Genomic DNA, 19,387 nt, shown 5'->3' with positions numbered 1-19,387 from the left:
GGTCGGTCCAGAGCCTTTACGCCTCCGTCAGCACCGCCGGCCGCCGCGACGCGATGACCTTCTTCGCCAGTGACCTCGGGCTGGTCAGGAAGCCGTACCCCCACGACATGTGCATGGTGGCGAGGGCGACCGGGATCTGGAGGCGGGCCTTCAGGGACAGCCCCTTGCCCGCCGGGAGCGAGCCGAGGGAGATCGCCGCGAGATAGCCGCCCGGGATCACGAAGCCGAGCGGGGTCAGGGCCGCGCCCACCACGAGGCCGGCCGCGATCGCGCACACCGCGACCGGCGGGGCCAGGTAGCGCAGGTTGATGGAGCCGGAGTGGTAGCGGGCGACCACGTGCCGCCAGCGGCCGTAATCCTTGTACTGCTTGGCCAGCGCCTTCACCGAGGGGCGCGGGCGGTACGACACCCGCAGCTCGGGCGAGAACCAGATCAGGCCGCCGGCCTCACGGATGCGGAAGTTCAGCTCCCAGTCCTGGGCGCGGATGAACTCCACGTTGTAGCCGCCCTGTTGCTCCAGCGCCTCGCGGCGGAAGACACCCAGGTAGACCGTCTCGGCGGAGCCCGCCTGCCCTCCCGTGTGGAAGGCCGCGTTGCCGACGCCGATCCTGGAGGTCATCGCGGCGGCGACCGCGTGCTCCCAGTCGTTCTCGCCCTCGGCGTGCATGATGCCGCCGACGTTCTGCGCGCCGGTCTCCTCCAGGAGCCGTACGGCGGTCGCGATGTAGTTCGGCGAGAGCATGCCGTGCCCGTCGACGCGGACGACGATCGGGTGGCGGGACGCTTTGATCGCGGCATTGAGGGCGGCGGGGGTGCGGCCGGCGGGATTCGGGACGGTGTGCACGCGCGCGTCTTCCGCGACGAGCTCGGCGGCGATCTCGTCCGTGCGGTCCTTGGACGGACCGAGGGCGATCACGACCTCCATCTCGCCGGCGTACTCCTGCGCGAGGATCGCTTGGACGGCTCCGCGCAGATGCCGCTCCTCGTCGAGGACGGGCATGATCACAGACACGGCGGGGAGCTGCACGTCGGGCTTGGCGTTCATAGGGGGATCACGTTACCGCGAACGGGGGACACCGCCGCGCCCCGCCCGGGGCGGTGCCGGTCGTCGCAGATCGTATGGGCCTACGGTGCTCAAGATCCCTCGTTCGGCTGTTCCTCGCGGAGGTGTCCCCCCATGCCCGTCACGCCGCCCCGGCCCTCCGCGGCCCGCCCTCGCCCTCCGCAGCGCCGACCCGCACCACCGCCCGTACGACGCAAGCGGCCCCGCTGGGCCATGCGGGCGGCGACCACGCTGTCCGTCGTCGTACTCGCCTCCGCCGGGATCGGGCACGCCGTGATGACCAGCCTCGACGCGGACATCACACGCGTGGACCCCTTCAAGGACATGAAGAACCGGCCGCGCGCCGGACACGGCATGAACGTGCTGCTGGTCGGCACCGACGGCCGCGAAAAGATCACCGAGGCGGAGCGGCAGATGTACCGGCTGGGCGGGGCGCCCTGCCACTGCACCGACACGATCATGATCGTCCACATCTCGGAGGACCGGGAACGGGCGAGCGTGGTGAGCCTGCCGCGCGACTCGTACGCGATGACGCCCCCGCATGCCGACGGGACCACGGGGGAAGAGCACCACGGGCACCCCATCAAGATCAACGCGGCGTACGCGGAGGGCGGGCCCCAGCTGACGGTCCGGACCGTCGAGAACATGACCCACGTCAAGATCGACCACTATCTGGAGGTCGACTTCACCAGCTTCATGAAGACGGTGGACGTGCTCGGCGGGGTCGAGATCTGCAACGCCGACCCGCTGCAGGACACGTACACCGGGCTCGACCTCGAGGCGGGCCGGCACCGGCTGATGGGCGGGCAGGCACTCCAGTACGTCCGCTCCCGGCACACCGACGTCTCCTCCGATCTCGGCCGGATGAAGCGGCAGCAGCGCTTCCTCGCGGCGCTGATCGAGCGGGCGACCTCGTCCGGCGTCCTGCTGAACCCGATGAGGTTCCGCGATGTGGCCCGGGCCGTCCTCGGCTCCGTACGGGCCGACAAGGGCTTCGGCACGGACGAACTGCTCGACCTGGGCCGGGCGATGCGGAACTTCTCCCCCTCGTCGTCGGAGTTCACGACCGTGCCGATCGGGCAGATGGGATACGCCGTCAAGGGCGTGGGGTCGACCCTGAAGTGGGATCCCGCGAAGTCCTCGCTCCTCTTCAAGTCCCTGCGCGAGGACCAGCCGCTGGCGGCGCACAAGCCGAAGAGCAAGGCGCTGCTGGTCCCGGTCTCCCCTCAGCAGATCCGCGTCCAGGTCGAGAACGGCACGGCGACGGGCGGCCTCGGCAAGCGGGTGGACGCGGCGCTGGCCTCGACGGGCTTCCGCACGACGGGGCACCCGGTGAACTCGGCCGACCGCACGGTCAAGCGCACGGTCGTCACCTACGACCCCCGCTGGGACCGCTCCGCCCGCTCCCTGGCGGCGGCCCTGCCCGGCAGTGAGCTGCGGGCGGTGAAGGGCCAGGGGGCGGTACTGAAGGTGCTCGCGGGCGCGGACTTCGAACGGGTACGGAAGGTACGCGCCGAGGACGAGCTGCAGGGGGAGTTCGGCGTGGTCACCGGGGATGAGGTGGGGTGCGTGTAGGTCGGGGGCAGGTGCTCCGGGGCGGCTGGGCGCGGGGCGGTCTCGCTGGTGCGGCCGGCACGGGTCCGAGCCAGGCGGCGGAGCAGGACCGGCGGGGGCAGGGCTGCCGGGGCGGTGACAGGGGACCGGGCTGGGAGTCGGCAGTTGCGGTGGCACGGGACCTGGCTGGCAGCCGGCAGTTGCGGTGGCACGGGACCTGGCTCGGGCGGCAGACGGGCAGCCGGGGCGGTGACGGTGACACACGGACCGGGCTCGGGGGCACACGGGCAGCTGAGGCAGCGGCGTGACACGGACCGAGCACGGGCGGCGGCGCACAGGCCGCCCAGGCGGTGACGGTGACGCGGACCTGGCTCGGGCGGCACACGGGCAGCCGGCGCGGTGACGGTGACACGGGCCGGGCACGAGCGGAGAACGGGCCAGCCGGGCAGCGGCGATGACTTGGAAACCGGGCTCGGGCGGCACACGGGCAGCCGGCGCGGTGACGGTGACACGAACCGAGCACGAGCGGAGAACGGGCCAGCCGGGCAGCGGCGATGACTTGGAAACCGGGCTCGGGCGGCACACGGGCAGCCAGCGCGGTGACGGTGACACGAACCGAGCACGGGGGGGGCACACGGGCAGCCGGGGCGCGGCGGCGCACAGGCCGCCCAGGCGGTGACGGTGACGCGGACCTGGCTCGGGCGGCACACGGGCAGCCGGGGCGGTGACGGTGACACGGGCCGGGCTCGGGCGGCACGCGGGCTGACGCCGGGCCCGTGTGGGAGAAAGAGTGAGGGGAGAGTGCGGGCGGGCCGGGGGCCGGGTCAGTCCTCGAAGCCCTCCGCCGCTCGCTTCTCTCGCAGCTCCATGATCGCCCGGCGGCGCGCGAGGCGGTGGGTGCGGCGGATCTGGGCTTCCTGGTAGCGGCGCTCGTCCCGTTCCGTCTCCGGGAGCACCGGAGGGACCCGGCGGGGCTTGCCGTCGGCGTCGACCGCCGCGAAGACGAGGTAGGCGGAGCCGACCTGGGTGGCGGGCGTTGACTCGTTCCAGCGCTCGGCGAGAACCCGTACGCCGACCTCCATCGAGGTCCGGCCGGTCCAGTTGACCTGGGCCTTCACATGGACGAGGTCGCCGACCCGGACCGGCTCCAGGAACGCCATCTCGTCCATGGAGGCGGTGACGGCGGGGCCGCCACTGTGCCGCCCGGCCACCGCGCCCGCCGCGTCGTCCACCAGCTTCATGATCACGCCACCGTGCACGGTACCGAGGAGGTTGGTGTCGGCCTGGGTCATGATGTGGCTCAGCGTGGTGCGGGACGCCGAGGTGGGCTTGCCCGGGATCTCCGGGGCGCCCTGGTGCGCGGCGATGGCCTGGTCTGTCATGACCCCCACCCTATGCCGATGACAATTCGGGAATTTGTGTCAGCTTCGCAACAGCGCTGCCCTGATTTTCCGACGACCCTTGTAAAGGGCACAGCGGGTACCGGCACACTGGGGCCCATGAACGATTGGCCCGAGGGATGGTCCGGCGACAACCGCGGCGACCGGTACGGACGCGGCAGCGCGAGCGCACAGCCCGAGAGCGCCCGCGTGATGCGGCAGGTCCGCCGCGGTCGGGCGGCGCCCGGGCAGGGTGCGTACGGCCGCCAGGGGCCGTCCGCGCCGCCGTACGGCAACGGTGTGCCCCAGCAGCCGTCGTACGTCGACGGCCGGGGTCACGGCGGTGACTACGACGAGTACGACAGCGGCTACAACACCGGCCAGGTCTACGGCGGCGGTGGCCCCGGCGGGCCCGCCGACCCGGGCGGCGGCCGCGGCCCGCGGCCCGCGCCGAACTGGCGCAAGCGGATCAAGTGGACCGCCATCGTCGTGATCACCGGGCTGGTGGTGACGACCGTGGGCACCTACTTCTGGGCCGACTCCAAGCTCAACCGCGAGGTCGACCTGTCCAAGGTCATCGACCGGCCGGAGCAGGGCGACGGCACCAACTACCTGATCGTCGGCTCCGACAGCCGCGCCGGGCTCTCCTCGGAGCAGAAGAAGCAGCTGCACACCGGCTCCGCCGAGGGCAAGCGCACCGACTCGATGATGATCCTGCACACCGGCAGCAACGGCGACACGCTGGTCTCGCTGCCGCGTGACTCGGACGTGGAGATCCCGACCTTCGTGGGCTCCGAGTCCGGCAAGACCTACAAGGGCACGGGCCGGCACGTGAAGCTGAACGCCGCGTACGCCGAGGACGGGCCCGAACTGCTGGTCCGGACGGTCGAGTTCAACACCGGGCTGCGCATCGACCACTACGTCGAGATCGGCTTCGCCGGCTTCGCGAGCATCGTGGACGCGGTCGGCGGGGTCGAGATCAACATCGACAAGGGCTTCAAGGACAAGTATTCCGGCGCCGACTTCCAGGCGGGCAAGCAGACCCTGAACGGCGACCAGGCGCTCGCCTTCGTCCGCACCCGGCACGCGTTCGCCGCGTCCGACCTGCAGCGCACCAAGAACCAGCAGAAGTTCCTCTCGGCCCTCGCCCACGAGGTGGCCACCCCCGGAACGGTCCTGAACCCCTTCAAGCTCTACCCGACGCTCGGCGCGGGCCTGGACTCGCTCATCGTCGACAAGGACATGGGCCTGTACGACCTGGGGTCCATGTTCTTCGCGATGAAGGGCGTCAACGGCGGCGACGGCACCTCGCTGAACATGCCGATCTCCGGGTCCACCAACGGCAACCTGGTCTGGAACAAGGCGAAGGTGAAGCAGCTGGTGCAGGAGCTGAACAACGACGAGAAGGTCACCGTCTCCGGCAACTGAGGGCCAGGGCCCTACGCCCGCCGTCCCGAGCCGAGCAGCGCGATGTGCGGAAGGGCCAACCGCCCTTCCGCCACCGTGTGTTCGGTGCTCAGCCGCTCGTACTCCCGCCGGATCCGTACGACGGTCTCCGGGTCCTGCGAGGTGACGACCAGCCCGATGGTGGCCACGCCGCCGGCGGCACCGCTCCACCACTCCTCGACGCCGGCCCGGTGGTCCCAGGTGAGTTCGGCCGCCTCGGAGGCCACGAAGCCCGCTCCGCCGAGGAGTTGGGCGAGACCGTCCACCGTGCGGGGCCAGTCCTCCGCCGGATCCAGCCGCGGAAGGTACGGCGGCGGTACGGCCCCGCCCGCCTCGCAGGCCCGGCCGAGCAGGTCCTGTCCGGCGCCGCGCCGCGCACTCCACGTGGTGAGGGCGATCCGGCCTCCCGGGCGCAGGAGGCGGTGGAGTTCGACGAGGGCGGTGCGGGGGCGGCCGACGTGGTTGAGGACGAAGTTCCCGACGACGGCATCGAACTCACCGTCCGGGTAGGGGAGTTCAGGAAGCTCGCCGGTGCGCGCGTCGACCCCGCGGGCCCGCGCCGCCGCCACCATCCCGGCGTCGGCGTCCACGGCACTCACCCGGGCACCGCGCGCCAGTGCCGCCACGGCCGCCGTACCGGCGCCGGTGCCGACGTCGAGGACACGCGTGCCCTCACCGACGCCGGCCGCGTCCAGCAGGGCTTCCACGGGGTAGGCGCACAGACGGGCGAAGCTGCCGGCGTAGGCCTCGGTGCGGCCCTTCCACATCTGACGCTCGGCGGCGTCGAAGGCCTCGGTGGCGTCCGCGGGCGGCGGTGTCGTGTGCTCGGGTGCGGTCATGCCCCGTAGCCTGCCGCATCCGTGGCCGGGGGCACCTCGGGGGGTGCCCCCGGCCACGCCCGGGCAAGGTGTGTCACATCGCCATGCCCGCCATCGCCCGACAGGTCTCCACGCAGCGGCGACACGCCTGTGCGCAGCGCATCAGCTGGGGGTCGTCCGGCATGGACATACACGCCTCGGCGCACATCTCGCACGCCTTGGCGCACATCGCGCACATCTCCGCCGACATGGGCGAGCGGCGCATCATCATGTCGGCGCACATGCGGGTCATGTCGGCGCAGTCGATGAGCGCGCGCATGATCTGCATCTGCCCCTGGCCGCCCATCTGCATGCAGGAGCTCATGGTCTCCTCGCAGACGCTGTGGCACTCCATGCACGCCGCCACGCAGTCCTGCATCTCCTTGCTCATCGCGGACATGTTCTCGGCCTGGGTCATGGCTCCTCCTGGGGGATGCGGGAACCCGGGGCGGGCCCCGTGCCCTTCCGTCCTACGCCCCTCCCCGGCGGGGCGCCATCCGGCGGACGCGAACAATCCACCCCGAAACACCCCACCCGCAGTACGACAAAAGCCCCCGGAACACGTCCGGGGGCTCGGTCGTCGCCGGTCGGGCCGGCTACGGCAGGTTGCGCGCCATGACGATCCGCTGAACTTGGTTCGTGCCCTCATAAATCTGCGTGATCTTGGCGTCGCGCATCATGCGCTCCACCGGGTAGTCCCGCGTGTAGCCGTACCCGCCGAGCAGCTGGACCGCGTCCGTGGTGACCTCCATCGCCACGTCCGAGGCGTAGCACTTGGCCGCGGCGCCCTGGAAGGTGAGGTCCTTGTCCAGGCGCTCCGAGGCGGCCGCAGCCTGGTAGGTCAGGGCGCGGGCGGCGGTGATCTTCATGGCCATGTCGGCGAGCATGAACTGGATGCCCTGGAAGTCGGCGATGGCCTTGCCGAACTGCTTGCGCTCCTGGACGTAGCCCTTGGCGTAGTCGAAGGCGCCCTGGGCGACACCGAGAGCCTGGGCGGCGATGGTGATGCGGGTGTGGTCCAGGGTCTTCATCGCGGTCGCGAAGCCGGTGCCCTCCTCGCCGATCATGCGGTCGGCGGGGATGCGGACGTTGTCGAAGTAGACCTCGCGGGTCGGGGAGCCCTTGATGCCGAGCTTCTTCTCGGGGGCGCCGAAGGAGACGCCCTCGTCGGACTTCTCGACGACGAACGCCGAGATTCCCTTGGAGCGCTTCGAGGGGTCGGTGACGGCCATCACCGTGTAGTACTCGGACTCGCCCGCGTTGGTGATCCAGCGCTTCACGCCGTTGAGGATCCAGTGGTCGCCGTCGCGGACCGCCTTGGTCTTCATGCCGGCCGCGTCGGAACCGGCGTCCGGCTCGGAGAGGGCGTACGAGAACATCGCCTCGCCCTTGGCGAGCGGCGAGAGGTACTTCTTCTTCAGGTCCTCGGAGCCCGAGAGGATCACCGGGAGGGAGCCCAGCTTGTTCACGGCGGGGATCAGGGAAGAGCTGACGCAGGCGCGGGCGACCTCCTCGATGACGATCACCGTGGCGAGCGCGTCGGCGCCCGCGCCGCCGTACTCCTCGGGGACGTGCACCGCGTGCAGGTCGTTGGCGACCAGTGCCTCCAGGGCCTCGCGCGGGAAGCGGGCCTCCTCGTCGACCGCGGCGGCGTGGGGCGCGATCTTCGCCTCCGCCAGCGAACGGATGGCGTCCCGGAGCATGTCGTGCTCCTCGGACGGGCGGTACAGGTCGAAGTCAGCCGATCCGGCCAAGGTCTTCACGCTCCAAGGACGCTGCGATGCCTGTGCTAATTACCGTTAAGTAACTCAAATTTTAGGGCCCGGCCCACGCGAGTGATACGTGAGCTTGGCGACAGCGGGAAAAATGCCCGTCAGACCCTCCGACTATGCTCGGGCGCGCACTGGCCCGTCCCTCTTCCTGGAGTCTCCATGGCCCTCAAGATCACCGTGATCGGCACCGGCTACCTCGGCGCCACCCACGCCGCGGCCATGGCCGAGCTCGGGTTCGAGGTGCTGGGGCTCGACGTGGTGCCCGAGAAGATCGAGATGCTCCAGCGGGGCGAGGTCCCGATGTACGAGCCGGGCCTGGAGGACCTGCTGCGCAAGCATGTCGCCGGGATCGAGGGCTCCACCGGCCGGCTCCGCTTCACCATGGACTTCGCCGAGGCGGGCGCCTTCGGTGACGTGCACTTCGTCTGTGTGAACACCCCGCAGCGGCACGGCGAGTACGCCTGCGACATGTCGTACGTCGACTCGGCGATCGCCTCCCTCGCCCCGCACCTGAGCCGCCCGGCCCTCGTCGTCGGCAAGTCGACCGTGCCCGTGGGTTCCGCCGACCGGCTGGCCCGCTACCTGGCCGACCACTCCCCCGCGGGCGCGGACGCCGAGCTGGCCTGGAATCCGGAGTTCCTGCGCGAGGGCTTCGCGGTGAACGACACGCTGCACCCGGACCGGATCGTGGTCGGCGTGCGCAGTGAGCGCGCGGAGAAGCTGCTGCGCGAGGTGTACGCGACGCCGCTCGGTGAGGGCACGCCGTTCGTGGTGACCGACTTCCCGACCGCCGAGCTGGTGAAGACCTCCGCGAACTCCTTCCTGGCCACGAAGATCTCCTTCATCAACGCGATGGCGGAGATGTGCGAGGCCTCCGGCGGCGATGTCGCGAGGCTCGCGGAGGCGATCGGGTACGACGACCGGATCGGGAAGAAGTTCCTGCGGGCCGGGATCGGCTTCGGCGGCGGCTGTCTGCCGAAGGACATCCGCGCCTTCATGGCCCGCGCGGGTGAGCTCGGCGCCGACCAGGCCCTGACCTTCCTGCGTGAGATCGACTCGATCAACATGCGTCAGCGCGGGCAGATGGTGGAGCTGGCCCGGCAGATACTGGGCGGCGGGCCGTTCCTCGGCAAGCGGGTCGCGGTGCTCGGCGCCACCTTCAAGCCCGACTCGGACGACGTCCGCGACTCCCCCGCGCTGAACGTCGCCGGGCAGATTCACCTCCAGGGCGGCCAGGTCACGGTCTACGACCCGAAGGGCATGGACAACGCCCGCCGTCTGTTCCCGACCCTCGGCTACGCCGACACCGCCGTGGACGCGGTCCGGGGCGCCGACGTCGTACTCCACCTCACGGAGTGGCGGGAGTTCCGCGAACTGGACCCGGCGGCCCTCGGCGAGGTCGCGGCGGCAAAGGTCGTCCTGGACGGCCGCAACGCCCTGGACCCGGTGCTGTGGCGAAAGGCCGGCTGGACGTACCGGGCGATGGGACGGCCTACGGCCTGAGCGCCGACGGCCGCTGTGACGGGGCTTCAGAACAGGGGTTCACCGGCGCCCAGGACGACGAGGGGTATCGGCCCATAGGCGGTCTCGGCGCAGCCCTGGGGACGATGCGGTGACTGGTTCGGACCCCTTTTCGGACGAGGAGCGGATGCGGTCCTTCACCAACAGCCGGGCCACCCCTGAGGGCGGGGCGCACACGGCGGGCTTCCGCGCCGGACTGGCCGCCGCGCTCAGCGCGCACGGGCGGACCCGGGCGCGCTCAGCGCGCACGGGCGGACCCGGGGCTGCTGACGGTGGCCGATCCCGACTTCGGCCCGGCCGGATCGGCAGGGTACTGACGTCGGTGGTGTCGGTGCGGCCGGACCGTCCCGAGTTCGAGGGCGCCACGAGGGGTCTGCTCGGCGGCGCCGAGGTGCGTGCCTGCGTCGAGGAGGTCGTCCGGGAACACGTCTCCGCATGGCTCGCGGACCACCCGGCACAGGCGGACGCTGTGATCGGCATATGCAGGCTTCCCCGGAATCCTCAAGACGAGTTCGATTTGCATTCGAGTACATCGGCGAATTGACCGTTCTCACAGACCACGCCCCCGTAAAGGAGAGGTAGGCAACGGTCGGTTAACCGATGCGTAGTCAAGCGGAATCCACCCTCCACTCCACTGTTCGTCGTCCGCCGAGCTCTTCGGCCGGATTGATATGAGCACGTCAGGAGTGAGTCATGCCCTTGTTCCGCAGGGGGGAGTGGCCGCGGGATCACCGCGACGAGCTGGTCGCCGGCGCGCTCGTCGGTGCGGTGGTGATCGTGCTGGGGTACGCCTCGGGCATCGGCGCCCCGGCCGGCTCCGGAACGGCCGAGGCCGCGGTTCCCCCCGCCGCGTCGCCCGCGGTCACGGCACCGGCGGCAACCATGCCGGGAAGCGGTCAGGTTCCGGTGGGTTCCGGTGCGTTGCCGCCGTACGGCGGTGGCGGGGCCGGCGCGGACCTCGGATACGGCGGCGGCGGTGCCGGCATCGGATACGGCGGCTCCGGGGGCGTGGTGACCGGCGGCTCCGGCCCCGTCGTGGGAGGCGGAGCGGACGGCGGCGGCCACACCGGGCACGAGAGTGCACCGCCGGCCCCGGGCACCGGCTCCCCCACGCCCAGTCCGACCCCCACCCCCTCCGCCACGGCCGGCTGCAAGGACGGTCAGGTCACCCTCGTACAGCCGCTGCTCGCCGGTCTCACCGAGCCCGTGATCGGCCTCCTGGGCGGCTCCGGGGCAAGCGCTTCCCCCTCGCCGACGCCCACACCCTCCCCCTGCGTCGGCCTCGCTCCCGTCTCCAGCCTGCTCGGTGGGGTCCTCGCCGGCTCCCCCTCCCCCTCCGCCTCCCCGCAGCCGGAGGCGACCCCATGAGGACCACGCACCGGGCCCTGCTGCTCCTCGCCGCCCTCCTGTGCGCCCTCCTCGGCGCCGCCCAACCCGCCTCCGCGCACACCGAGTTGGTGAAGTCCTCCCCCAAGGACGGCGCCACGCTCGCGAAGGCCCCCGGCCATCTCACCCTCACCTTCGACGAGGCCGTCGACCTGTCCGACGTACGGGTGCTGACGGTGGACGGGGACCGGCTGCCCGCGTCCCGCGCCGGCAAGGACAACGTTGTACGGGTGGCCCTCGGCAGCCCGGCGGACGGGAAGTTCGCCCTCGTGTGGTCCGTCGTGGACGAGGAGGACGGGCACACCTCCTCCGGACGCATCGCCTTCGCCGTGGGGGCCGCCACCAGGACCGGCGGCGACGAGGCCCCGGTCGCCGCTCCCGCACCGTCCCCCTCGGTGCGCGAGGGCCTCGTCGCCGTCCGCTGGGCCGGATATCTCGCGCTGGCCCTGTTCGTCGGCGGGCTCGCCTTCGTCTCCCTGCTGTGGCCGGGCGGGGCGTACGAGCCGCGGGCCCGCGCGCTGCTGGGCCTGGCCTGGACGGGCGGACTGCTGGCAACCGTGGCGACCGTGGGACTGCAGGGGGCGTACGCCGCCCTCGGCGGTCTGCGGGACGCACTGCGCCCGGCGACCTACGCGGACGTCCTGGCCACCGAACCCGGCATCGTGCTCGCCGCGCGCGGCCTGATGTGGGTGCTCGCGGCGGTGGTGCTCGCCGCGCTGCTCCAGGGTGCCGCGCGCTCGCCGGGCTGGCGGGTGGGCGCGCTCGCGGTGACGTTCGGGCTGCTGCGCACGACCGGTATGACGGGCCACAACTCCGAGGGCGGCGAGCCGACCTGGGGAGCCGTCGCCGACTTCGTCCACCTGCTCGGGGCCGCGCTGTGGATCGGCGGGCTCGCCATGCTCGCGCTGGCGGTACTGCCGCGCCGGCGGGTCACGGAGCTGGCCGAGGTGGTGCCGGGCTACGCGCGGCTCGCGGCGGTCAGCGTCACGGGCATCGTCGGCGCCGGGCTGGTGCTCGCGTGGCAGGTGGTGGGGTCGTACGGCGCCCTCCTGCACACCTCCTACGGACATCTGCTGCTCGTCAAGACAGCCGTCCTCGGGTGCGTCCTGGTCGCCGCCTACGCGAGCCGCCAGTGGGTGCGCACCCGCCTCGATCTCGCCGTGCTGCTGCGCGGCGACGCCGCCACCGTGCGGCCCTTCGGTTACTCGGTCGCGGCCGAGACGGGGCTGGCCCTCGTCGTGCTCGCCGTGACGAGTCTGCTGGTCACGGCCGATCCCGGCCGCTGAACTCCCTGAAAAGCAATAGGAGTTGTAGTGAGAAGCAAAGACGAGTCCGGTGGCCGGCGAAGCAAGTCGCCGACCGGGAACCGGTCCCTGCTGTTCGCCGGCCTCGGCGCGGCCCTCGCCGCCGTACTCAGTCTCGGACTGCTGAGCGCGGCCACGGGTTCCACGACGGCCTCGCAGCAGGCCGCGGGCGCGGCTCAGGCGCCCGCTGCCGCCGCTGCCGACATGGCCGACATGAAGGCCGCCACCCCCGACTACCAGGTCGACATCACGGGTTACAAGTTCGGCGACGGCAAGCAGCTCGTCGTCGAGGTCGGCCAGACCGTCCGGTGGACCAACCACGACAGCGCCCCGCACACGGTGACCACGACCAAGGCCCCGGTGGCCTTCGACTCGGGGACGCTTCAGAAGGGCGACTCGTGGTCGTACACCTTCACCAAGGTCGGCACCTACGAGTACTACTGCGCGGTGCACCCGGACATGGTGTCGTCCGTGAAGGTGGTGGCGGCCTCCGGCGGTGGCGGTACGACTCCCGCGCCGACGCCGACCGCGACGACCCCCACGGCAGGACCGACGACGGCCCCCACGGCCACGCCGACGGCCACCCCCACGTCGGGACCGACCGGCATGCCGATGCCGACCGCCACTCCGACGGCCACGCCCACCAGCGGCGGCGGCTCCGGTTCCGGTGAGCAGTGCACCAGCATCCGCAACGAACTGCTGCCGATCCTCCAGCACCTCTACGCGGCACACCTGGAGGAGTCGCCCGGCCAGCAGGTTCAGGACGCGCTGTCGCTGGACTCGTACATCAAGATGCACACGGTGTGGATCGAGAGCATCCTCAAGCCGGCCGTCAACGACGGCGGCACGGTGCTCGACAGCACGCTCAGCGTGCTGCTGGCCCACATCAACTCCGCGCACCTGGAGGAGTCGCTCGGACAGCAGGTCACCGACCTGCTGAACCCCGACGCCTACGTGAAGATGCACACCGTCTGGGCCGAGCACCTGCTCACGCCCACCACGGACTTCCTCACCACCAGCTGCTGACAGCTGGGTGGACGCCGTTCCGGCCGGGGCTCAGCCGGCCGGAACGGCGTCCACGGCCATTCTCCACACCCTCACCACATTTCGGGAACCGCTTTCCAAGGAGTTCGGGATGACAACCGTCACCCTGCCCACCGTTCCGCCGCCCCGACGCCTCACCGTGGCCCCCGGCCGCTCCCTCGCCGAACTCACCGCCTGGTACGGGCCCTTGCCGGTACGGCGGCGTCGGGTGCCCCTCGCCACAGCGTCCCTGGAGACGTCCCCGGAGGCCGGACACCCCGCGTTCCGCTTCGAGTTCGACCACAGCGAACTGCGGGCTGTACTCACCTCCGAACGGGTCGAGGACCTGCCCGGCGACCGCCTCCAGCTCACCGCCGACCTCGTCCTCGACGACACCGCCTTTCCCGTCCTGCTGCGGATGCGCGTGGTCGAGCGCGCCGAGGGCCGGCTGCTCGTGGTGGGCACCGCCCGGCTGCCCTACCGGCTGCTGCGCCGGGCCACCGGATTCCGGCTGCCGTGGCGACTGCCGGCCACGCGTCTCAGGCTGCTCGTCGCGGCGGACTTCGCATGAGGGGGCTGCTGCGGGCCGCGGCGGCGCTCGCCCTCCTCACCGTGTGGCTGCTGCCGTCCGGACAGGCGTCGGCGGCCAGCTACTCCGTGGCCATGAAGGGGTACGCCTTCTCGCCGGCGTCCTTGAGCGTGCCCGCCGGTTCCACGGTGACGTGGACCAACTACGACACGGCCCCGCACGACGTGAAGACCACCTCCGGTCCGCTCTCCCTCCACTCCCCCATGCTGAACAAGGGCCAGAGCTGGAGCTTCACGTTCACCACGGCCGGTTCCTACGGCTACGTGTGCACGGTCCATCCGGACATGACGGCAGGGATCACGGTCCGGGCGGCACGGGCTCCGGCTCCGGTACCGGCAAGGACCTCGGCGGCACCGCGAGAGCACGTGCACACGACACCGGCCCGCACCCCGTCACGTACGGCAAACTCCGCACCGGCGATGACGATGCCGTCGCCGACACCGTCGGCGCCCGAGGCGGCCGTACCGCAGACGACGGCGCCGGCGGCGGCAGCGCAACCGCCCGCGACCCAGGCGGCGGCCTCGACGGCCCGCCCCCTGGATCCCCTGCTGGTCCTGGCCGGGCTGGTGGCCGGGGTGGCGGTCCTGTGTCTGCTGCTCGTGGGTTCGAGGACGTCCCGAGCGCAGCGGGAGGCACCCTGACGGCAGGACTCACCCCCTGGCGGCCCGGTAGCGCCGCATCTTCGCCCGGGCCCCGCACACCTGCATGGAGCACCAGCGCCCCCGCCCCGCCGGACTGCGGTCGTAGTACGCCCAGTGGCAGTCCACGGCCTCGCAGGCCTTCAGGCGGATCCAGGTCCCCGCGACCAGCGAATCGGCGACGGCGGCGGCGACCCGGGAGAGGAGGGGCCGGGCGTCGGCGGGGGTGAGGGCCGCCGAGCCGTCGGCCGCGGCGACCGTGAGGACGAGGGGTGCCGCGGCCAGCAACTCCCCCAGCGGTGTCACCGTGCGGTGCGGCGGGTGCCCCGCATGGGCCAGCAGAGCGACCCGCAGCGACTCCCTCAGTTCGCGTGCCCGCGCCACCTCACCCTCGGCGATCCCGAACCGCGCCCGCCCCTCCGCCGTGTCCAGCGCATCGGCGCCCGACTCCAGGTCCACCGTGTTGACCAGGGACTCGACGAGGGCCAGCCCTCCGGGCGCGGGCGATCGCTCACTCATGGCTGCACGCTACCTAGCTAGGGAATTCCCTTGCGACGTTACCTCCGATGCGGGAGCATGCGGTAACGGTTACTGGTTACCCGCACCTACAGGTAACCGCGCTTCAAGGAGGAAGCCATGGCCATCGCCGAACTCGGAGCCGTCGTACTGGACTGTCCGGACCCCCGCGCGCTCGCCGGTTTCTACGCCGGTGTGCTCGGCGGCACCGTCGAGGGCGAGGGCGACTGGGTGGACCTCAGGACCCCCGGCGGACCGTCGCTGGCCTTCCAGGCCGCCCCCGGTTTCGTACCGCCGAAGTGGCCCGCACCCGACGCCTCGCAGCAGTTCCACCTGGACCTGACCGTCCAGGACCTGGACGCGGCCGAGAAGGAGGTGCTGGCGCTCGGGGCGAAGCCGCTGGACGCCGAGGACCGCTCCCGCACCTTCCGTGTGTACGCCGACCCGGCGGGGCACCCGTTCTGCCTCTGCGCCTGTTGAACCCGCCGGTCGAACCAGGAGGACCTCTCGTGACTGTCGCACGCTTCCGTTCCGTCGTGATCGACTGCCCCGACCCCCGCGCGCTGGCCCGTTTCTACGCCGGGATCGTGGGCGGCACCCCGGAGGACGACGACCCCGACTGGGTGGTCCTGCGTGTCCCCGCAGGCCCCCGGCTGGCTTTCCAGAGCGCACCGGGACTCACCCCGCCCGAGTGGCCGCGGGCGGACCGCAACTCCCAGCAGTTCCACCTGGACTTCGACGGCGGGACCACGTGGGAGGAGATCGACGCGGCCGAGGCCAAGGTGCTGGAGCTGGGCGCCCGGCTGCTGCACGCCGAGGACAAGGAGGACTTCCGGGTGTACGCGGACCCGGCGGGCCACCCCTTCTGCCTGTGCCGGATCGACCCGGTGTAGCGCGGCCGGTCAGGTAGCGGAGCCGGTCAGGTAGAGCAGCCGGTCACCCGTCGAGTTGGGCGATCTTCGCCGTGGACGGCCCCCGCCGCCGCTGCGCCGCCCGGGCGGTGAAGTCGGACTCGCGCAGCAGCCGCTGGACGTTGCCCCAGGTCAGCAGCGCGAGATCGGCTTCGTCCCAGCCTCGGCGCAGCAGCTCGGCGACGAGGTGGGGGTAGCGGGAGGCGTCGCCGAGTTCCTGCGGGTGGGCGGTGCCGACGTCGTAGGTGCCGGACAGGCCCACGCACTCGGCACCCGCGACCGCGCGCACATGGTCGAGGTGGTCGGCGACGGCCCGGACCGTCGGGCCGGTCTGCTCGGCGGTCAGCGGCACCATGCACAGGCCCTTGGCGGCGCCCAGCTCGGCGAGCAGGTCGTCGGGGAGGTTGGCCGGGTGGGGGCGCAGGGCGCGGGCGGCGGAGCGGCTGAAGAGCACCGGCGCCTTGGACACCGCCAGGGTCCGCCGGGTGGTGGCCTCGGAGGCGCCGGAGAGATCGGCGAGGACTCCGAGCCGGTTCATCTCGCGCAGCACCTCCTCGCCGAACCGGGTGAGCCCCGCCCCACTCGCCCAGGACACCCCGGACAGGGTGAGGGCGCGCAGGCCGAGGGCGTGCAGGGAGCGCAGGATGCCGAGCGAGTCGCCGAGGGCGGCGGCACCGGCGGGGCCGAGCAGGACGGCGGCGCGGCCGCAGTTGCGGGCGTCGGTGGTCTGTCCCGCGGTGCGGGCCAGACGCAGGCCCTCGGGATGGTTGCCCACGACCGTCTTCACCAGGTCGAGCTGTTCCAGGGTGGCGCCGACGGCACGGTCCCCGTCGAGCCCCTCGGGCAGGTGCAGCGACCACATCAGGGCGCCCACGTGCCCCTCCCTCAGCCTCGGCACATCCGTGTCCACAGCGCTCTCCCCGACCTCCAGGTCGAACCAGGGCAGGTGTCTCAGGGCCCAGGGCAGCCCGCTGTAGCCGTCGGCGACGGGGTGTGCGGCGAGGATGGCACGGGCGCGCTCCAGAAGCGCGGCGTCCGGGTCGGAGCCGGAGGTGTACGGCTCCGGCACGGCCTCGAAGAGCTGGGGCAGCTCTCCCATCTCGGCCGCGGGGTGCAGTTCGTCCTGGAGATCTGCCATGACGGGCTCCGTACGTCGTGATCTTCTGATCGCCGTACGGTCACCGTCGCACGGAGCGCGGGGGGCTTCCTGGTGGGCGGGGCGTTCGGGGGTACGGCGGATCAGGTGCCGCGCGCCGCCTCGATGACCTCGTCCGGGGTGTCCCGGGAGCGCATCAGATCGGCGATCATACGGTCGACGCGGTCACGTTCCTCCGCGAGGTCGGAGACCGGGCGAGGCGTCGCAACGGCGGACGGCCCCCCGTCCGCGTCCCGCATGCACGGCGACGGCTGCGCGATCCTGCCGCGTACAGCTCCTGGATCCGGATGACCCTGTCGACGGCCGCCTCCGGGTAGTGACGGTGGCCGCCTGACGTATGGCCGGTTCGCAGCAGGCCCTGGGCCTCGCCTACCTCCACCCCGTCCTCGGCGAACCGACCACAGAGGCCGTGGGCCGCGCGTCCGAGGAGCTTTGGCCACCGGCGCCGACCTGATCGCCCTCGGCCGCCCCTTCCTCGCCGACACGGACCCTGCTCACCCGACTTCGCCTCGGAGCCCCGCTCAACCCCGTCGAACCCTGACCCCACCGACCACTCACACACGGTCGAGGTTCAGGCGTCCAGTTCTCCGATCGTCGCGTTGGACGGCCCCCGCGTCGTCCGGAGCTCCCTTGCCACGTCCTCCGCCGCGCCGAGCACCCGTACCGCGTTCTGCCAGGTCAGCTTGGCGAGGTCGGTGCGGGACCAGCCTCGGTCGAGGAGCTCGGCGATCAGGTTCGGGTAACCGGAGACGTCGCCGAGGCCGTCCGGGGTGAACGCCGTGCCGTCGTAGTCGCCGCCGATGCCGATGTGGTCCACGCCGGCCACCTCGCGCATGTGGTCCAGGTGATCGGCGACGGTCGCGACCGTGGCGACCGGGCGCGGGGTGCGCTCCTCGAAGGCGCGGTGCACCTTCATCGCCTCCGGGGTGGTCGCGAGGTGGTGGAAGCCGTGCTCGCGCATGTTCTCGTCGGCCGCAGCCGTCCAGTCGACGGCGGCCTGGAGGACGAACTTCGGGACGAAGGTCACCATGGCCATGCCACCGTTGGACGGGAGGCGTTCCAGCACGTCGTCCGGGATGTTGCGCGGGTGGTCGCACACCGCCCGCGCGGAGGAGTGCGAGAAGATCACCGGCGCCTCGCTCGCGTCCAGCGCGTCCCGCATGGTCGTCGCCGCCACGTGCGAGAGGTCCACGAGCATGCCCTCGCGGTTCATCTCCCGCACCACCGCACGACCGAAGGCGGAGAGCCCCCCGACGCCGGGTTCGTCCGTCGCCGAGTCCGCCCAGTCCACGTTGTCGTTGTGGGTGAGGGTCATGTAGCGCACGCCGAGCGCGTACAACGCGCGTAGCGTGGCGAGGGAGTTGGCGATGGAATGGCCGCCTTCGGCCCCCATGAGGGAGGCGATACGGCCTTCCGCGCGCGCCGCCTCCATGTCCGCGGCGGTGAGCGCGGCCCGCAACTGCGCGGGGTACCGCGCGATCAACTGCCGTACGCAGTCGATCTGTTCCAGCGTCGCCGGTACCGCGCCGGGCAGGTCCGAGCGGACGTACACCGACCAGTACTGCGCCCCGACCCCGCCGGCCCGCAGCCGCGCCAGGTCGGTGTGCAGGTGGGCCGACTGGTCGGTGGCGATGTCACGGGCGTCGAGGTCGTAGCGGACCTGTTCGCGCAGCGCCCACGGCAGGTCGTTGTGGCCGTCGACGACCGGGAACTCACGCAGGAGTTCCCGGGCCGTCTCCAGCGGCGACAGGGCGGTCACTTGCCGAAGCCGAAGCCGTTGGAGCCCTCGACCTTGGATCGCAGGCGCTTGCCCTTCTCGGTGGCCTGGTCGTTCAGCTCCTGCTGGAACTCCCGCATACGGCCGAGGAGTTCCTCGTCGTGCGTGGCGAGGATGCGGGCCGCGAGCAGACCGGCGTTGCGGGCGCCGCCGACGGAGACGGTCGCGACGGGAACACCGGCCGGCATCTGCACGATGGAGAGCAACGAGTCCATGCCGTCGAGGTACTTCAGCGGCACCGGCACGCCGATCACCGGGAGGGGGGTGACCGAGGCGAGCATGCCCGGGAGGTGGGCGGCTCCCCCGGCCCCCGCGATGATCGCCTTCAGGCCGCGCTCGGCCGCCTGCTCGCCGTACGCGATCATCTCGCGCGGCATGCGGTGCGCGGAGACGACGTCGACCTCGTACGCGATCTCGAACTCGTCGAGGGCCTGGGCGGCGGCCTCCATGACGGGCCAGTCGCTGTCCGAACCCATGACGATGCCTACAACGGGG

General features: G+C 71.9%; 20 protein-coding genes and 1 pseudogene. 11 read left to right on the top strand and 10 right to left on the bottom strand.

Translation table 11 applies throughout. From position 1 onward, the window contains the following. Positions 1 to 16: 16 nt before the first annotated feature. Complete coding sequence (locus ABZT06_RS29270) at positions 17 to 1,045, bottom strand: glycosyltransferase family 2 protein (protein ID WP_355747226.1); 1,029 nt, start codon at positions 1,043 to 1,045, stop codon at positions 17 to 19. Between the two features lie 132 nt (positions 1,046 to 1,177). Here ABZT06_RS29270 and ABZT06_RS29265 point away from each other — a divergent pair, with 132 nt between their 5' ends. Further along, complete coding sequence (locus tag ABZT06_RS29265) at positions 1,178 to 2,638, top strand: LCP family protein (RefSeq protein WP_355747223.1); 1,461 nt, start codon at positions 1,178 to 1,180, stop codon at positions 2,636 to 2,638. An 803-nt stretch (positions 2,639 to 3,441) separates the two neighbouring features. Here ABZT06_RS29265 and ABZT06_RS29260 read toward each other — a convergent pair. Beyond that, complete coding sequence (locus tag ABZT06_RS29260; protein ID WP_355747220.1) at positions 3,442 to 3,999, bottom strand: acyl-CoA thioesterase; 558 nt, start codon at positions 3,997 to 3,999, stop codon at positions 3,442 to 3,444. Positions 4,000 to 4,116: 117 nt separating this feature from the next. Here ABZT06_RS29260 and ABZT06_RS29255 point away from each other — a divergent pair, with 117 nt between their 5' ends. Beyond that, positions 4,117 to 5,424 (top strand): LCP family protein, encoded by a 1,308-nt coding sequence (locus tag ABZT06_RS29255; RefSeq protein WP_355747217.1) that lies wholly within the window; start codon positions 4,117 to 4,119, stop codon positions 5,422 to 5,424. 11 nt (positions 5,425 to 5,435) lie between these two features. Here the strand turns inward: ABZT06_RS29255 and ABZT06_RS29250 are convergent, their stop codons facing one another. The 3 genes from ABZT06_RS29250 to ABZT06_RS29240 all read right to left on the bottom strand — a co-directional run bounded on the left by ABZT06_RS29250 (position 5,436) and on the right by ABZT06_RS29240 (position 8,062). Continuing rightward, positions 5,436 to 6,281, bottom strand: a complete 846-nt coding sequence (locus ABZT06_RS29250; RefSeq protein ID WP_355747214.1) for a class I SAM-dependent methyltransferase — start codon at positions 6,279 to 6,281, stop codon at positions 5,436 to 5,438. Between the two features lie 73 nt (positions 6,282 to 6,354). Further along, positions 6,355 to 6,717 carry a four-helix bundle copper-binding protein gene (locus ABZT06_RS29245; RefSeq protein WP_355747211.1) on the bottom strand — a complete coding sequence of 121 codons (363 nt, stop codon included), beginning with the start codon at positions 6,715 to 6,717 and terminating at the stop codon, positions 6,355 to 6,357. A gap of 178 nt (positions 6,718 to 6,895) precedes the next feature. Beyond that, the gene (locus ABZT06_RS29240; protein ID WP_355747209.1) at positions 6,896 to 8,062 is read right to left on the bottom strand and encodes an acyl-CoA dehydrogenase; all 1,167 of its coding nucleotides are present in this window, start codon (positions 8,060 to 8,062) and stop codon (positions 6,896 to 6,898) included. A 168-nt stretch (positions 8,063 to 8,230) separates the two neighbouring features. Here ABZT06_RS29240 and ABZT06_RS29235 point away from each other — a divergent pair, with 168 nt between their 5' ends. The 7 genes from ABZT06_RS29235 (at position 8,231) to ABZT06_RS29205 (ending at position 14,535) form a co-directional block, all read left to right on the top strand. Next, on the top strand, positions 8,231 to 9,574 hold the full coding sequence (locus tag ABZT06_RS29235; protein ID WP_355747206.1) for a UDP-glucose/GDP-mannose dehydrogenase family protein: 1,344 nt from the start codon (positions 8,231 to 8,233) through the stop codon (positions 9,572 to 9,574). A gap of 145 nt (positions 9,575 to 9,719) precedes the next feature. Then, the gene (locus ABZT06_RS29230; RefSeq protein WP_355747354.1) at positions 9,720 to 10,136 is read left to right on the top strand and encodes a hypothetical protein; all 417 of its coding nucleotides are present in this window, start codon (positions 9,720 to 9,722) and stop codon (positions 10,134 to 10,136) included. A gap of 149 nt (positions 10,137 to 10,285) precedes the next feature. Further along, complete coding sequence (locus tag ABZT06_RS29225) at positions 10,286 to 10,960, top strand: hypothetical protein (RefSeq protein ID WP_355747203.1); 675 nt, start codon at positions 10,286 to 10,288, stop codon at positions 10,958 to 10,960. After that, positions 10,957 to 12,264, top strand: a complete 1,308-nt coding sequence (locus ABZT06_RS29220; RefSeq protein ID WP_355747200.1) for a copper resistance protein CopC — start codon at positions 10,957 to 10,959, stop codon at positions 12,262 to 12,264. The genes ABZT06_RS29225 and ABZT06_RS29220 overlap by 4 nt, the downstream gene beginning before the upstream one ends. A gap of 27 nt (positions 12,265 to 12,291) precedes the next feature. After that, complete coding sequence (locus ABZT06_RS29215) at positions 12,292 to 13,308, top strand: plastocyanin/azurin family copper-binding protein (RefSeq protein WP_355747197.1); 1,017 nt, start codon at positions 12,292 to 12,294, stop codon at positions 13,306 to 13,308. 109 nt (positions 13,309 to 13,417) lie between these two features. After that, a complete protein-coding gene (locus ABZT06_RS29210; protein WP_355747194.1) occupies positions 13,418 to 13,876 on the top strand; it encodes a hypothetical protein in 459 nt (152 codons plus the stop codon). Next, positions 13,873 to 14,535 (top strand): plastocyanin/azurin family copper-binding protein, encoded by a 663-nt coding sequence (locus ABZT06_RS29205; protein WP_355747191.1) that lies wholly within the window; start codon positions 13,873 to 13,875, stop codon positions 14,533 to 14,535. Before ABZT06_RS29210 ends, ABZT06_RS29205 begins: the two co-directional genes overlap by 4 nt. A 9-nt stretch (positions 14,536 to 14,544) precedes the next feature. On the opposite strand, the gene ABZT06_RS29200 is transcribed toward ABZT06_RS29205, so the two are convergent. After that, positions 14,545 to 15,051 (bottom strand): CGNR zinc finger domain-containing protein, encoded by a 507-nt coding sequence (locus ABZT06_RS29200; protein ID WP_355747188.1) that lies wholly within the window; start codon positions 15,049 to 15,051, stop codon positions 14,545 to 14,547. A gap of 117 nt (positions 15,052 to 15,168) precedes the next feature. Here ABZT06_RS29200 and ABZT06_RS29195 point away from each other — a divergent pair, with 117 nt between their 5' ends. Next, entirely contained in the window at positions 15,169 to 15,528 is a 360-nt protein-coding gene (locus ABZT06_RS29195) for a VOC family protein (RefSeq protein ID WP_355747186.1), read from the top strand. 29 nt (positions 15,529 to 15,557) lie between these two features. Then, positions 15,558 to 15,941 (top strand): VOC family protein, encoded by a 384-nt coding sequence (locus ABZT06_RS29190; RefSeq protein WP_031044079.1) that lies wholly within the window; start codon positions 15,558 to 15,560, stop codon positions 15,939 to 15,941. A 43-nt stretch (positions 15,942 to 15,984) separates the two neighbouring features. On the opposite strand, the gene ABZT06_RS29185 is transcribed toward ABZT06_RS29190, so the two are convergent. From ABZT06_RS29185 to purE, 4 genes and pseudogenes are all read right to left on the bottom strand, one after another. Continuing rightward, entirely contained in the window at positions 15,985 to 17,097 is a 1,113-nt protein-coding gene (locus ABZT06_RS29185; RefSeq protein ID WP_355747181.1) for a dipeptidase, read from the bottom strand. 101 nt (positions 17,098 to 17,198) lie between these two features. After that, positions 17,199 to 17,494: pseudogene (locus ABZT06_RS29180) on the bottom strand (MerR family transcriptional regulator). Positions 17,495 to 17,686: 192 nt separating this feature from the next. Beyond that, complete coding sequence (locus tag ABZT06_RS29175) at positions 17,687 to 18,874, bottom strand: dipeptidase (RefSeq protein ID WP_355747178.1); 1,188 nt, start codon at positions 18,872 to 18,874, stop codon at positions 17,687 to 17,689. Then, complete coding sequence (purE, locus tag ABZT06_RS29170) at positions 18,871 to 19,368, bottom strand: 5-(carboxyamino)imidazole ribonucleotide mutase (protein WP_355747351.1); 498 nt, start codon at positions 19,366 to 19,368, stop codon at positions 18,871 to 18,873. The genes ABZT06_RS29175 and purE overlap by 4 nt, the downstream gene beginning before the upstream one ends. Positions 19,369 to 19,387: the final 19 nt, after the last annotated feature.

It is taken from the genome of Streptomyces sp. NPDC005483 (assembly GCF_040606035.1).
Classification (GTDB): domain Bacteria; phylum Actinomycetota; class Actinomycetes; order Streptomycetales; family Streptomycetaceae; genus Streptomyces.
The sequence above is the reverse complement of the archived record's forward strand: the minus strand, read 5'-3'. Positions and strand labels throughout refer to the sequence as shown.

Bases quoted from the DNA above. Each gene is read 5' to 3' on its own strand.
- ABZT06_RS29270 (WP_355747226.1), bottom strand. From the start codon at position 1,045: ATGAACGCCAAGCCCGACGTGCAGCTCCCCGCCGTGTCTGTGATCATG.
- ABZT06_RS29265 (WP_355747223.1), top strand. From the start codon at position 1,178: ATGCCCGTCACGCCGCCCCGGCCCTCCGCGGCCCGCCCTCGCCCTCCG.
- ABZT06_RS29260 (WP_355747220.1), bottom strand. From the start codon at position 3,999: ATGACAGACCAGGCCATCGCCGCGCACCAGGGCGCCCCGGAGATCCCG.
- ABZT06_RS29255 (WP_355747217.1), top strand. From the start codon at position 4,117: ATGAACGATTGGCCCGAGGGATGGTCCGGCGACAACCGCGGCGACCGG.
- ABZT06_RS29250 (WP_355747214.1), bottom strand. From the start codon at position 6,281: ATGACCGCACCCGAGCACACGACACCGCCGCCCGCGGACGCCACCGAG.
- ABZT06_RS29245 (WP_355747211.1), bottom strand. From the start codon at position 6,717: ATGACCCAGGCCGAGAACATGTCCGCGATGAGCAAGGAGATGCAGGAC.
- ABZT06_RS29235 (WP_355747206.1), top strand. From the start codon at position 8,231: ATGGCCCTCAAGATCACCGTGATCGGCACCGGCTACCTCGGCGCCACC.
- ABZT06_RS29230 (WP_355747354.1), top strand. From the start codon at position 9,720: ATGCGGTCCTTCACCAACAGCCGGGCCACCCCTGAGGGCGGGGCGCAC.
- ABZT06_RS29225 (WP_355747203.1), top strand. From the start codon at position 10,286: ATGCCCTTGTTCCGCAGGGGGGAGTGGCCGCGGGATCACCGCGACGAG.
- ABZT06_RS29220 (WP_355747200.1), top strand. From the start codon at position 10,957: ATGAGGACCACGCACCGGGCCCTGCTGCTCCTCGCCGCCCTCCTGTGC.
- ABZT06_RS29210 (WP_355747194.1), top strand. From the start codon at position 13,418: ATGACAACCGTCACCCTGCCCACCGTTCCGCCGCCCCGACGCCTCACC.
- ABZT06_RS29205 (WP_355747191.1), top strand. From the start codon at position 13,873: ATGAGGGGGCTGCTGCGGGCCGCGGCGGCGCTCGCCCTCCTCACCGTG.
- ABZT06_RS29200 (WP_355747188.1), bottom strand. From the start codon at position 15,051: ATGAGTGAGCGATCGCCCGCGCCCGGAGGGCTGGCCCTCGTCGAGTCC.
- ABZT06_RS29195 (WP_355747186.1), top strand. From the start codon at position 15,169: ATGGCCATCGCCGAACTCGGAGCCGTCGTACTGGACTGTCCGGACCCC.
- ABZT06_RS29185 (WP_355747181.1), bottom strand. From the start codon at position 17,097: ATGGCAGATCTCCAGGACGAACTGCACCCCGCGGCCGAGATGGGAGAG.
- purE (WP_355747351.1), bottom strand. From the start codon at position 19,368: ATGGGTTCGGACAGCGACTGGCCCGTCATGGAGGCCGCCGCCCAGGCC.